This is a genomic window from Archangium sp. (assembly GCF_057119385.1).
Genome location: NZ_DBNGVP010000193.1, coordinates 1 through 15,113 on the forward strand (window position 1 = coordinate 1; position 15,113 = coordinate 15,113).

Genomic DNA, 15,113 nt, shown 5'->3' on the forward strand with positions numbered 1-15,113 from the left:
GGCGCTCGGAGGGGTAGGAGATGTCGAGGGGCAGGTAGGCGCCGCCGGCCTTGAGGGTGGCGAGCATGGCGACCACCGTGTCGGTGGAGCGCTCGAGGAACAGGCCCACCATGGACTCGGTGGAGACACCCAGGGAGCGCAGGTGCCAGGCGAGTTGGTTGGAGCGCTCGTCCAGCTCCCGGTAGGTGAGGGACTGTGAGCCCTGCTGGAGGGCGATGGCATCGGGAGTGAGACGGGCCTGGGCCTCGAAGTGGGCGTGGATGGAGCTGTGGCGCGGGTAGTCCGTCCACGTCTGGTTCCACTCCACCAGCACCCGTTGGCGCTCGGCCTCGCTCAGCAGTGTCAGTTGCGTCAGCGGCTTCTCCGGAGACTCCACCACCTGCCGCGCCAGCACGGCCAGGTGCTCGGCCATGCGCGCCACGGTGGACGGCTCGAACAGCCTCGTCGCGTACTCGAAGGTGCAGTGCAGTCCGTCACTCCGCTCCAGCACCTCGAGCGTCAGATCGAACTTCGTCGTATCCGGATCGATCTTCACCCCGCTCAGCCTCAAGGAGGCCATGTCGGCCTGCGGCGGGGGCACGTTGACGACGTTGAGCAGCACCTGGAAGACGGGGGTGCGGCTCATGTCTCTGCGCACCTGGAGCGCGTCCACCAGACGCTCGAAGGGAAGCTCCTGGTGGGCCAGGGTCTCCAGCGACGCCCGCCGCACGCGCGTCAACAACCGCCGGAAGGACGGAGCCCCGTCCAACGAGGCGCGCACCGCGAGCGTGTTGACGAAGCAGCCGATGAGGCCTTCCGTGCCCGGATGGTGACGGCCGGCCGTGGGCAGACCCACGGCGAAGTCCTCCTGGCCGCTGTAACGGCTCAGCAGCGTCTGGAAGAGCGCCATGAGCACCATGAAGGACGTGGCGCCTTCACGCCGCCCCAGTGCCAGCAGTGGCTCGGAGAGCTCCCGAGGCAGCACGAAGGGGAACAGGGCTCCCTCGTGGGACTGTGCGGCCGGACGGGGCTTGTCCGTGGGCAGCTCCAGCGGCGGAACGCCCGCGAGCCGCTGCTTCCACCAGGCGACCTCCGACTCCAGCACCCCGCCCTCGATCCACTTGCGCTGCCACACGGCGAAGTCCGCGTACTGCAGCGCCATGGGCGGCAGCGGCGAGGGCTGACCGGCGCAGAAGGCGGTGTAGAGCGCCACCATCTCCCTGGCCAGCACCATCGAGGACCAGGCATCCGAGACGATGTGGTGGAAGACCAGGTTGAGCAGGTGCTCCTCGGGCTCCACCCGCACGAGCAGCGCGCGCAGCACCGGGCCCTTCTCCAGATCGAAGGGCAGCAGCAGGTGCTCGCGGCACAGGCGGAGGGCCTCGGTCTCCCGCTCCTCGAACGTCGGGGCGCTCGGCTCCACCAGGGGAATGGACAGCGCACTGTCCGGGTGGATGAGCTGGATGGCGCCCTGCTCGGTGAGCGTGTAGGTGGTGCGGAGCACCTCGTGGCGGTGCACCACTTCCTGCAACGCGGCCTGGAGGGCGGCCACGTCCAACGGGCCGCTCAGGCGGTACGTGACACCGTTGTTGTACGTCGCGCTCGTCGGCTCGAACTGCTGCAGGTACCACAGCCGCTGCTGGGCGAAGGAGAGTGGCAGGGGCTCGTTCCTCGGCGCGCGAGGAATGGGCGGAGGCGTGGAGGTTCCTGCCGGGGTGGCGGCCGTCACGACGGCGGCGGCGGGGCGCTTCGCGCGGGCCGCGGGAGCACTCATGGGCTCCAGGCTCCCGTCCGTCCGCATGCGCACGTAACGGCCAGTGCGGTAGAGGCGCTCGGAGGCGCTCAGCGGATGGGGCACCCAGCGCTGGTGGTCCTCACGCGAGGCGCGCCACAGGTCCTGCGGTAGACCGGCGCCGTACAGCGCCAGCTCGCCCACGACTCCGGCCGGTACCGGCTGGTGGGCCTCGTCCAGCACCCAGCGCTGCACTTCCGCGGGCAGCTCCTCCTCCGGCGCGCGCGGCACCAGCGAGCCGTCCGCCACCACACTCCGCCTCAGCACTGGCACCCCGGCGGCTTCCCGCAGCGCCCGGGCGAGCTCCGCGGAGCTCTCCTCCAGCACCAGGGCCTTCAGCGGCGCCAGGGCCTGCCGCGCATCGGGCAGCTCCGCCAGCGAGCGGGCCAGCCGCGCCGAGGTGTGCATCAGCACCTCGCCCGAGCTCCGCGCCAGTTCCACCAGGGAGTCCACGCCCTGACGGCTTTCCACCAACACCTGCTCCTGGCGTCCGGCGGCGAGCTCCTCGCTGCGCTGGCGCACCTCCGCCAGCTTGCGCAACCCCTCCAGTACGATCTGGTTGTCCAGGCCGAAGTCGATGAGGCACGCCACCTCGTCCACGTCCGCCTGGCGCACCACCTCCATGCGCTTCACGCCGCTGTCCACCGAGCCGATGAGGCCCGCGTGGTAGGCGTAGTGCTCGAAGCCGCGCTCCAGGATGGCCTGCACGTCGGCCTCGGGCACCTTGGCGATGTCGCCCTTGAAGCCCTGCAGGGCCGCCAGCGATGCGACGATGTCCACCGAGCCGCGGAAATAGCCCAGCAGCGGCTTGTGCACCGTCTCCAGCACCTCGCGGTCATCGTCGCCGATGAAGGTGTGGAGCATGACGGTGATGTGGCCGCGGCCCGGGTGGCCGTTGCGGCGCCAGGCGTCGCGGTACAGGCCCACCTTGGCCTTCAGCTCCTCGAAGCTGTGGGCCAGCATGCCCGTGAGCACTCCAGCTCCCAGCTCGCCGGCCATCCGGAACGTCTCCGGGTTGGAGGTGGCCGTGAGCCAGATGGGCAGCTCGCGCTGCACGGGCAGCGGGCGCAGGCCCACTTCCACGTCCACGCCACCACCGCCCTTGCGCTTGAGCTTCTCGCCGCGCCAGACGGCCCGCAGCGTGCGCAGGTTCTCCAGGAGGATGTCGCGCCGGTTCTCGTAGTGGTGGGGCGCGTAGGAGAAGTCCTGGACGTGCCAGCCGGTGGCGACCGAGACGCCGACGCGGCCCTGGGAGAGGTTGTCGGCCACGGACCACTGCTCGGCGACCAGGAGCGGGTCATGCAGCGGCAGCACCACGCTGCCGGCTCGCAGGCTCAGGTGGCGCGTCACCGTGGCGACGGCGCAGGCGAGGAGGGCGGGCTGGGGGTAGATGCCGCCGAAGGCATGGAAGTGGCGTTCGGGTGTCCACACCGCGGAGAAGCCGTTGGCATCCGCGAACTTCGCCCCCTCCAGCAGCAGCTCGTACTTGGCGCCGCGCATGGAGTCCTCGTCATTGGCGAAGAACATGAGGCTCAAGTCGACAGCGCGCGAGCGGATGTTCTCGCCGCGCAGGTGCAACAGGCTCGCGGACACCTCCTGGGAGGGGAACAGCACGCGCAGGCCGCGAGAGAGGGCCCACAACCCTTCCAGCTCCGGGCGCTCCACCGCGTTCTCGGCGGCGGCGAGCCAGGTGCTGCCTTCGGACGGCTTCAGCCGCGCATCCAGGGTCTCGAAGAGGTGGAGCAAGCCCCTCTGGGTGAGGACCCAGGCGGGTTGCGAGGCCCCGGCGGGCAGGAGCCAGGCCGGATCCTCCGGACGTACGGAGTCCTTCGCCCCGGCCGAGGCCGAGGCGTTCTCCCGCGTCTCCTCCAGGGCCTCCACGTGCAGCACGCGCGAGGGCTCCAGGCGCTGGGCGGTGACGAGGCCGCGCCAGGTGAGCAGCACGGGGGCGCTGGCGCCTTCGGGGGCGTAGTGGGGCAGGCTTCCGAGCTCGGAGGGCGCCAGGGTGACGACGGAGGCACCGGCCTCCAACACGCCCCAGAGAGCCATCAGCTTCTCGGGCGAGGGCTCGAGGCAGACGACGACGGGTTCACCGCGCTTCACGCCCAGGGCGTGCAGGCGGGCCGCCAGACCGCGGGCCCTGGCCATCAGCTCACCCAGGGTCCAGGTCTGTCCTTCCCGCGCGATGGCCACGGCCTGGGGAGTGCTGGCCGCGCGCCGGGCCAGCAGCTCGGGCACGGTGGGCGAGGTGGGCGCGGACCGGGGCTGGAGCCACTGCGTCCGCTCCTCGCCGGTGAGCAGGGGCAGCCGGGAGATCCGCTCGTCTGGCCGGGCCATGCCCGCGGTGAGCAGTACCCGCAGGTGCTCGAGGAAGCGGCGCGCGGTGGAAGCGTCGAAGAGCTCGGTGGCGTACTCCAGGGCGCCGTGCAGCTGGCCGGGCACCTCGCGGACCACCAGGGAGAGGTCGGCCAGCGTGGTGCCCCACTGCACGGGAGTGTCCGGCACCTCGACGAAGCTGGCGCGCAGGCCGGGCAACTGCTGCGCGTCGACGGCCGCGTTGCTGTGCAGCACGAAGACGCTGTCCGTCATGCGGCCGCGGCCGATGTCGTGCTGCGGGAAGAGCTCCTCGACGAGCTGCTCGAAGGGGACATCCGGGTGGTTCTGCGCGCCCAGCAGCACCTCGCGCACGCGGCCGAGCAGCTCGCGGAAGGTGGGGTCACCGCTCAGGTCCGTGCGCAGGGCCACCGAGTGGGCCACGTAGCCGATGAGCGGCTGCAGCTCGGGCTGGGTGCGGTTGGCGATGGGGGTGCCGACGACGATGTCCGTCTGCCCGCTGTAGCGGTGCAGCAGGGCCTGCCAGGCGGCCAGCAGGATGACGTACGAGGTGAAGCCCTCGCGCCGGCCGAAGGCCACCAGCTCGTTGGCGAGCGCGGGAGGGAAGTCCACGGACATGCGCTCCGAGGTGAGCGGGCAGGTGGCGGGACGGGGCCTGTCGGTGGGCAGGTTGAGCCGGCGCGGCATGCCGGCGAGCTGCTGGCGCCACCACTGTTGCTGCTCGGCCAGCAGGTTCTCGCTGACGCCGCGGCGCTGCCAGTGGCCGAAGTCCGCGTACTGCACGGGCATGGGCGGCAGCGGCGAGGGCTTCCCCTCGCGCATCGCCACGTAGAGCGCGGCCATCTCCTGGACGAAGATGCTGACGGAGAGCGTGTCGCTGACGATGTGGTGGATGGTGCACAGCAGGACGTGGACGTCCTCGCGCAGGCGCAGCAGGGTGGTGCGCAGCAAGGGACCCTTCACCAGATCAAAGGGCCGAGCGGCGTCCTCGCGAGCCAGGCGCAGGGCGTCGGCCTCGCGCTCCTCGGGAGTGCCATCGAGCACCAGCACCTCCAGGGGCACGTGCACCCGGGCGTGGAAGCGCTGCACGGGGCGGCCGTCGACGGTGTCATAGGTGGTGCGCAGCGTCTCATGGCGCTGGACGACCTCCTGGATGGCACGCTCGAGCATCCGCGCGTCCAGGGCGCCCTCCAGACGGAGGACGAAGGGGATGTTGTAGGCGGACAGGCCCGGGAGGAACTGCTCCAGGCGCCAGGTGCGCTCCTGCACGTAGGAGAGCTTCAGCTCGCCGTCGCGCGTCAGGGGCACCAGCTTGAGGGTCTTCTGTTGTGTCTGCTTCTGCTGCTGGGGAGCGGACTGCAGCAGGGCTTCGATGCGGGAGGCGATGCCGGCGACGGTGGGGCTGTCGAAGAGGTCGGCGAGGGGGAGGTCCACCCCGAAGGTCTCGCGCATCTGGGTGAGCATCTGCGCGGCCATGAGCGAGTTGCCGCCGAGCTCGAGGAAGCTGTCATCGCGGCCGACGTATTCCAGGCCCAGGCGAGCGCGCCAGAGGGCGGCCACGCGCTCCTCGATGTCACCGCGAGGCATGTCCTCGCGCCCAGCGGGGACCACCGCGGGCGCGGCCACGGGGGCCGTGGCGGGGGTAACGGAGACGGCCGGAGTGGAGGGCGTGACGGCGGTGATGGCGGGCGCGCTCGGGAGCGCCGTGGTGGGCACGGCGTCCATCCAGCACCGCTTCTCCTGGAAGGGGTAGGTGGGGAGCGAGAGGCGCAGGCGCCGCTCGCGGGCATAGAACGCCTTCCAGTCCACGGGCAGGCCCTGGGCCCAGGCGTCTCCCAGCGCCTGCAGCAACACGGCGTGCTCCGAGGCGGAGCTACCCTGGCGGCGCAGCGAGGGCAGTGCCTTCACCTTGCCGCTCTTGCCGTCCACGTTGGCGCGCACCAGGGCGGTCAGATCCTGCCCGGGGCCCACTTCCAGCAGCAGGCTACAACCCTCGCTCAGCAGGGCCTCCACGCCCGCGGCGAAGCGCACGGGCTGGCGCATCTGCCGGGCCCAATAGCCCGGGTCCATCACCTCTTCAGCCGTTGCCCAGGTGCCAGTGAGGCTGGAGACGAGCCGCCCCGTGGGGGCCGAGCGCCCCAGCGAGGCCACCACGTGCACCAGCTCGGGCATGAAGGGCTCGACGTCGGCGGAGTGGAAGGCATGGGCCGCCGGCAGCCGCAGCGTGCCCACGTCACGGCGCTTCAGTTCCTCGGCGAGATGTTCCACCTCGGAGATGGGGCCGGAGACGACGCAGCGGCCGGGAGCGTTGAGGGCGGCCAGGGACAGGCGGCCCGAGAGCAGCGGACGCACCTCTGACTCGGACAGGCCCACCGCGAGCATGGCGCCCGGAGCCATGCCCTGCATGAGCCGGCCGCGCGTCACGGCCAGCCGCAGCGCGTCCGCGAGCGAGAAGACGCCCGCGAGGCATGCGGCCACGTACTCGCCGTAGCTGTGGCCCAGCAGGGCGTGGGGCGTCACTCCCCAGCCCATCCACGTGCGGGCCAGCGAGTACTCCACGGTGAAGAGCGCGGGCAGGGCAACGCGGGGGTGGGTCAGCAGCTCCTTGGCGGCGGCTTCCTGGCCCTGCTCCGGCATCAGCAGCGTGCGCACCTCGTCGCGCAGCGGTGCCTCCAGCAGCCCGAGGCACGTGTCCACATGTACCCGGAAGTCGGGCTCGGCCTGGTACAGCTCGCGGCCCATGGCCACCTGCTGGGCACCCTGGCCGGGGAAGAGGAAGGCCACTCGCATGCGACGGCCCGCCTCCACGTCGTCCAACTCCACGGCCGCCCCGGGCTTGCGCAGGCGCTGCACCAGCTCGGCCGCGTCCTTGGCCACCACCGCCCGGCGGTGCTCGAAGCCCCTGCGGCCCAGCGCGTGCGTGTACGCCACGTCCGCCAGCGTCAGCCGCGGGTTGGCTTCCACGTGCGCCGCGAGCTGCGTACCCAGGGCGTCCAGCGCCGCGGGTGTGCGCGCCGACAGCAACACCACCTGATGGGGGCGGAGGCTCGGCTCGCTGTGCTGCTCGGGGGCCTCCTCGAGGATGGCGTGGGCGTTGGTGCCGCCAATGCCGAAGGAGCTGACGCCCGCGCGCCGAGGCACCGGGCCGCGCTTCCACTCCCGCAGGGCCGTGTTGACGAAGAAGGGTCCCGCGCCGAAGTCGATGGAGGGATTGGGCTGCTCGAAGTGCAGGCTGGGGGGAATCTCCTCATGGTGCAGCGCCAGCGCCGCTTTGATGAGGCCCACCAGGCCCGCCGCGGTGTCCAGGTGGCCAAGGTTCGTCTTCACCGAGCCGATGGGAATGGTGCCCTTGTGCCCGGCGCCCAGGCCATATGCGCGCTGCAGGGCGGCGATTTCCAGCGGATCACCCAGAGGCGTACCGGTGCCATGGGCCTCGACGTAGCCGATGTCCTCGGGCCGCAGGCGGGCATGCTCCAGGGCGCGTTGGATGACGGAGGACTGCCCCTGCACGCTGGGGGCGGTGTAGCCGGACTTGAAGCGGCCATCGTTGTTGATGGCCGAGCCCTTGATGACGGCGTAGATGGAGTCGCCATCGCGCTGGGCGTCGGACAGGCGCTTGAGCACCACGGCGGCCACACCGTTGCCGGCGACGGCGCCCTTGGCGCGGGCATCGAAGGCGCGGCAGTGCCCATCCGGTGAGAGGATCATCCCCTCCTGGTAGACGTAGCCCGTCTTCTGGGGGACGGAGAGGCGAGTGGCGCCGGCGATGGCGACGTCGGACTGGCGCTGTTGCAGGCTCTCACAGGCCATGTGCACGGCGACCAGGCCGGTGGAGCAGGCGGTGTACACCATGAGGCTCTCACCGGTGAGCCCCAGCTTGTAGGAGGCCTTGGTGGCCATGCCCTGGTGCGTGGCATTGGTGCCCGCCTCGAACAAGGCGGCGGGATCCAGGGCCACGTTCTTCTGCACCAGCTGCGCATAGCCGGAGTCGACGGCGCCCGCGTACAGAGAGATGAGGCCCGGGGTGCGCTCCGGATCCACACCGGCGTCCTCCAGCGCGCTCCAGGCGGTTTGCAGGAAGAGGCGCTGCTGGGGGTCCATCCACTGCGCTTCACGCAGGGAGATGTCGAAGAAGCCGTGATCGAACTTGTCGGCGCCCTCCAGCACGCCACCGGCGGGGACGAACTGGGGGTGCTGCCACTGGAACACGCCTTCGGGGAGGCCGGAGATCGGCTCCAGCTCCTCGGGAGAGAAGCGGGAGATGGACTCCACGCCCTGGCGCAGGTTCTGCCAGAGCTCCTCCACGCTGCTCGCGCCCGGGAAGCGGCCGGACATGCCGATGATGGCGATGTCCTCCGAGCCGGAGTGCTCGGTGGCCTTGGTCTCCTGTTGCTCTCGAGGCGCCGGAGCCGGGGCGCTCCCCGAGTCCATGCGCCGGGCCAGGTCGCTGATGGTGGGGTGCTCGAAGAGCCACGTCACCTGCACCTCGCGGCCCAGCTCCTCGCGCATCCGGGCCGCGACCTTGATGACCGACAGGGACGTGCCGCCGAGCTTCTCGAAGAAGTGGTCATCCACGCCCACGTTCTCGAGGCCCAGCTCCTGGGACCAGATGGAGACGAGCTGCCGCTCCAATTCGGTGGTGGGCTCCACGAAATGGCCGGTATGGCCGGAAGAGGAGACGTTGGGAGGAGGAAGGGCCTTGCGGTCCACCTTGGAGGTGGAGGTGAGGGGGAGCGCCTCGAGGCGCACGAGCGCCGAGGGCAGCATGAAGTCGGGCAGGCGCTGCTTGAGGAAGGAGCGCAGGGCCGAGGTGTCGAGCCGCGGGGAATCGCTGGTGACGTAGGCGACGAGGCGCTTGTCGCCAGGGGAGTCCTCGCGCACCACGGCCACGGCCTCGCGCACCTCGGGGTGGGCGAGGAGCGCGGCTTCCACCTCGGGCAACTCGATGCGGTAGCCGCGCAGCTTCACCTGGGCGTCGGCACGGCCGAGGAAGTCGAGGGTGCCATCCGCGCGCCAGCGAGCGAGGTCACCGGTGCGATAGAGGCGCTCACCGGGCTGGGAGGAGAAGGGATGGGGGACGAAGCGCTCGGCGGTGAGGTCCGGTCTGGAGGTGTAGCCGCGAGCCAGTCCTTCGCCGCCGATGAAGAGCTCGCCCGGGACACCCGGGGGCACGGGCTGGAAGGAGGCATCCAGCAGGTACACCTGGGTGTTGGCGATGGGCGCGCCGATGGAGACGGAGGCGCCCACCTGCTCGGGCAGGGTGAGCGGGAGGCACGAGGCGATGACGGTGCCTTCCGTGGGGCCGTAGCAGTTGGTGAGCGGGATGCGCAGTTGCTCGAGCGCGCGGCGGGCGTGAGGCACGGAGACGACGTCACCGCCGGTGAGCAACTGGTGCAGACCGCGCAGGCCCTCGAGCTTGTGGTCGACGGCCAGGGAGAGCAGGCCCGCGGACAGGTAGAGGGTGGAGACGTTGTGGCGGGAGAGGACCTGGGAGAGGAGCTCCAGATCGCTGGGAGGCTGGGGCGGGAAGACGACGAGGCGGCCGCCGAAGAGGAGGGTGCCCCACACCTCGAGCGTGGTGGCGTCGAAGGAGATGGGCGAGTGGTGGAGGAAGCTCGTCTCGGGCCCGAAGTTGGCGAAGCGCGCGCCGTGGAAGAGCCGGACGACGGAGCGGTGCTCGATGGCGACGCCCTTGGGCCTGCCGGTGGAGCCGGAGGTGAAGTTGACGTAGGCGAGGTTGCGCGAGGTGACGCCCGTCTCGGGCGCGGACGTGGGCAGGCCCTCCAGACTCAGCTCGTCCCAGACGAGGCAGGGGAGCGAGTCAGGGAGGGCAAGGGCGGAGCGCAGCGCCTGGGAGGTGAGGAGCAGCTTGGGCGGAGCGTCCTCCAACATGAAGGCGAGGCGCTGGGCGGGATAGGTGGCGTCGAGCGGGAGGTAGGCGCCGCCGGCCTTGAGAATGCCCAGGAGGGAGACGATGAGCTCCAGGGAGCGCTCGAGGCACAGGGCGACGAGGGAATCCGGTCCCACGCCGTGCGAGCGCAGCAGGTGGGCGAGTTGGTTGGAGCGAGAGTCCAGCTCACGCCAGGAGAGCTGCTGCTCGCCGAACTCGACGGCGATGGCGTCGGGGCGCAGGGACGCCTGCTGCTGGATGAGGTGGTGGATGCAGGCGTCGCGGGGGTAGTACCGCTGCGTCTGGTTCCAGTCGACGAGCACCTGCTGACGCTCGGCCTCGGAGAGCAGCGGCAGCTCGGAGAGAGGCGCCTCGGGGCGCGAGAGGGCGGCCTCCAGGAGGACCTGGAAGTGGTCCATCATGCGCGCGGCGGTGGAGTGCTCGAAGAGATCGGTGGCGTACTCGAGGACGCCGTGGAAGCCGTTCTCGGAGGGGGTGAAGACGAGGCTGGCGTCGAACTTGGCGACGTGGCTCTCCACCTCGAGGGGGCGCAGCTTCAGCCCCGGAAGCGCCATCTCGGGCATGGGCGCGTTCTGCAGGGCGAACATGACCTGGAAGAGCGGCGAGCGGCTCAGGTCACGCCGGGGCTGGAGCTCCTCGACGAGCTTCTCGAAGGGGACTTCCTGGTGCTCGAAGGCGCCGAGCGTGGTGTCGCGCACCTGGTGGAGCAGGGCGCGGAAGGAGGTGACGCCGGAGAGGCGGGCACGCAGGACGAGCGGGTTGACGAAGAAGCCGATGAGGCCTTCCAGCTCGCCGCGGTTGCGGCCGGCGATGGGCGAGCCCACGCAGATGTCGTCCTGCCCCGAGTAGCGCGAGAGCAGCAGCTGGAAGGCGGCCAGCAGCACCATGAAGGGCGTGGCGCCTTCCTTCTGGGCCAGGGCCTTGACGGACTCGGAGAGCGCCGTGGGCAGTGGCCGCGAGCACGTGGCCCCCTGGAAGGAGGGCCGGGGCGGGCGAGGCTTGTCGGTGGGCAGCTCCAGCACCTGCGAGGCGCCCGCGAGCTGCTTGCGCCAGTAGTCGAGCTGCTTGGACAGCACGTCGCCCCGCAGCCACTCGCGCTGCCAGGCGGCGAAGTCCACGTACTGCACCGCCAGCTCCATCAGCGGCGAGGGCCCGCCCTGCATGAAGGCCGCGTAGAGCATGCCCATCTCGCGCACCAACACGCCCATGGACCAGCCGTCCGAGACGACGTGGTGCATGGTCAGCAGCAGCACGCACTCCTGCTCCGCCAGGTTCAGCAGGCGGGCGCGCAGCAGGGGACCCCGCTCCAGGTCGAAGGGCTTGCGCGCCTCCTCCAGCGCCAACCGCCGCACCTCGGCGTCGTGCCGCGCGGCGGGCAGGGTCCGCAGGTCCACCGTCTCCAGGGCGAGCTCCGCCTGGGGCGCGATGACCTGCACCGGCTGGCCCTGCTCCAAGCACAGCGTGGTGCGCAGCGACTCGTGACGCCGCAGCAGCTCGTTGAAGCACCGCCCCAGCGTCGCCACGTCCAGCGCCCCGCTGAGCCGGATGGCCGTGGGGATGTTGTAGAAGGCGCTGCCCGGCTGGAGCTGATCCAGCAGCCACAGCCGCTGCTGGGCGAAGGACAGCGGATGCAGGTCCGTGTCACGCGGCCGCCGGGGGATGCCCGTCTTGACGTTGCCGGCCTGCTTCTGCCGAAGCTGACGCAGCAGCAGCTCCCGCTTCTCGGGAGGGAGCGATGCGAGGCGGTCGTAGACGTCACTCATGGGGAGGAGACCTTCTGGGTTGAATCGTCGGACCGGAAGTTGGAGAGGAGGTCCTGGCCCTCGCCCACGGCCAGGCAGGGCTGCAACCTCCGTGGGGGTGCAAAGGCGCCCGGAGCGTAGGTGCAACCGAATGTCTCCTACAAGACAGGGTAACCTGGTCGCTGGAATCAGGAGCAGGCAGGGGATTGGGCCCCTCTACACCCTGCTACGGGGGCGCGGCGGTGAGTTGACGCGCCTCTCGATGACAGCTGATGGCGCCTGGCCCCGGCGAATGGCCGTGAGGGCTCGGTTACGGCCGGGGTGCGGCACGACGCACGGCATCGAGCGCCTTGACGCCCGCGAACGCCGTCAGGGCGCCATGGGTGTTGGCGGTGGCCACGGCGAGGGCGCGGGTCCTGGCGTCATATAAGAGGGCCGCCGAGTACCCGGGACGCGTTCCCAGATGGCCTTCCACGTCGAGCCCCTGGACGTGGAAGAGGTGGATGCACAGGCCCTGTTCGTGCTCGACGCCGCCCGTGCGCTCCGGGTCGCCGTGCACGGCGTAGGTGCGCATCGCCTCCAGGGTTGCTGGGTGCTTGAACAGCGCGCCGCTGAACAGGGCGCGTCCGAACACGGCGAGCTCCTCGGCCGTGGAGCACATGCCGCCCGCGGCCCATCCGATGGAGGGGTGCCACGCGTGGCGGAGATCCTCCCATCCGTCCGTGCTCCGCTTCCAGGCGCCGACGAGTCCTTCCTCTCGGCTGAGCGGGCCCGTCCGGGACAACCCCAGCGGCTGGAGGATGCGTTGCGAGAGCGCCTCCTCCCACGTCCGTCCGGTGAGCGCCTCGATGAGGAGTCCGAGCACGATGCTGTTGGTGTTCGAATAGTGCCCTCGGGGGACGGGAGGCTCGTGCGCGACCAGTTCCACGAGTGCGCGGGGGGCCCACGGCGTGTCGAGGCCGCCCCGTTCCGGCAGCAGGGGGAGATAGTCGGGCAGGCCGCTGGTGTGGGCGAGGAGATCCCTGACGGTGATGGCCTCCCCTCCGTGGAGCCAGGGCAGCCACGGGTCCACCGTGCTGTCGAGTGACACCCTGTCCTCCTCGACGAGTTGCAGGATGAGGACCGCGGTGAACAGCTTGGTCAGACTGCCGATCCCGATGCGGGTCGTCGGGGTGTAGGGCGTGCCCGATGGATCCGAGGTGCCCTCGGCCACCTGGACGCGGCGGCCACCGTCGAGCTCGACGAGCAGCGCCATGCCCATCATCCGTTGCTCCCGAAGGGTGTCGTGGACGAGCTCCCCCAGGCGGGCCGGCAGCAGGTGCTCCCGTTTCCGGTTCGCGATGAGCTTCCGGAGTGATGACATGAAGTCCTGTGCCACCCGCTCGATGGTTGCGCGCTCGTGCAGGTGCTGGCTGTAGCTCCACGTCAGCTCCAACCGCCGCCCGAAGACGAGCCCGTTCACCTCCAGCAGGTGCGGGCGTGTCCCCCGTGCGTCGCGCACCGGTCCCGTCTCTTCCCATGTCGGGCGGAAGACCAGCTCCTTCGCGAGCGGTGGATCGAACTGTCCCAGGTAGTTGAACACCACCTCGGCCCGGGGCAGCGCCTTCATCCGCCGCACGGCCTCGTCTCCGCCCGAGTAGCGGAGCAGCCCGTAGCCCAGGCCCTTCATGGGCACCTGCCTCAGCCGCTCCTTCACCGCGCGCAGCCCCTCGCCCGCACCCTCCCTTCCGGCATCCAGCACCACCGGATACAGCGCCGTGAACCACCCGACCGTCCTCGACAGGTCCACCTCCTCGAAGAGCGCTTCGCGTCCGTGCCCTTCCAACTCCACCCGCACCCGCGCCTGTCCCGTCCACCGTCCCAGGGTTTCCGCCAGCGCGGCCAGCAGGACCTCGTCCAGCCTCGCCCCGTACGCCCCGGGTACCTCCTGCAGCAGCGCTCGGGTCTCCTCCTCCTCCAACCTCACCGACACCCGGTCCTCCGACGCCACCGTGTTGACGCCTCCGGCCTTGTCCACCGGCAGCCCGGCCACGGGCTCCCGTCCCTGTTCCTCCCAGTACCCGAGCTGCGCTTGCACCTGCGGCGTCTTCGCGTACGCCTCCAGCCGCTCCGCCCAGGCCTTGAAGGACGTCGTCTTCGTGCCCGGCGCCGCCGCCTCGCCTCGCTCGAGCTGTCCGTAGACCTTCTCCAGATCCTCGAACAGCGTCCGCCACGAGACTCCATCCACGCCCAGGTGGTGGATGACCAGCAGCAGCCTTCCCGTCCTCCCGGGTCCCCGGTGGAAGAGCGCCGCCTTCAGCAGGTGGCCCTCGGCCAGCTCGAAGCCGCCCTGCACTTCCTCCGCCACATTCGCCATGGCCTCCGCCTGCGCGCCGGGCTCGAGCCCGGAGAGGTCCACCGTCCGCAGCGGGCTCTTCCCGGTGGGGGCGGCGTTCTCCTGCCGCCAGTCCGCCCCGTCCCGTGTGAGGCGCAACCGGAGCGCGTCGTGGTGCTCCACCAGCACCCGCAGCGCCTTCTCCAGGAGCTCGGGTTTCAGCTCCTCGCGCACGTCCAGCATCACCGCCTGGTTGAAGTGATGGGCCTGGGGCTCCCAGCTCTCGAGGAACCATCTCTGGATGGGCGTCAGCGGCAGCTCGCCGCTCACCGGTTCCTGCGCTCCCACCTCGCACGCCCGCGTCACCAGCGGGACCAGCCCGGCGATGGTGGGCTTCTGGAAGATCTGCTCCGGCGTCAGGCTCAGCCCCATCTCCTGGAGCCGGGCGAGCACCAGGATGGTGGAGAGGGAGTTGCCGCCCAGTGAGAAGAAGTTGTCGTGGATGCCCACGTGCTCGATGGCGAGCACCTCCTTCCAGACATGGATGAGCGAGTGGTGGAGGTCCGTGAGGGCGCCGCCGGGGACGCGCGGCTCGGGCGCGGGGTGGTGGGCGCTGGCCTGGGGGGACTCCCGCCGTTGGAGGAGGGCTGCCTCGAGGACGATGGGCTCGCACAGCTGCTCGATGCGACGCTCGGGATGGGCGACGGCGTCTTCGAGCAGCCGGAGGAAGTGCCCGGCCATGCGCGAGACCGTGTCCGCCGCGAAGAGGTCGGTGCTGTACTCCAGCATCCCCGTGAAGCCCTCGCGCGTCTCGGTGAGATCCAGGAGCAGCTCGAACTTGGCTGTCTGGCTGGAGGACTCCAGGGGGCGCAGACGAAGCTCCGGGAGTGCCAGCTCGGGAAGTGGCGCGTTCTGCAGGGAGAACATGACCTGGAAGAGAGGGGAGCGGCCCGGGTCACGAGGGGGGTTGAGGGACTCGACGAGCTTGTCGAAGGGGACGTCCTGGTGGGCGTAGGCGGCGAGGGTGGAGTCACGCACCTG

2 protein-coding genes are annotated in these 15,113 nt (G+C 70.7%); both read right to left on the reverse strand.

All coding sequences use genetic code 11. From position 1 onward, the window contains the following. On the reverse strand, positions 1 to 11,779 hold an 11,779-nt coding region (locus AC16DP_RS45260), incomplete at its 3' end, for an amino acid adenylation domain-containing protein (RefSeq protein ID WP_483957075.1). 289 nt (positions 11,780 to 12,068) lie between these two features. After that, a partial coding sequence (locus tag AC16DP_RS45265) for a condensation domain-containing protein (RefSeq protein WP_483957076.1) occupies positions 12,069 to 15,113 on the reverse strand: 3,045 nt, incomplete at its 5' end.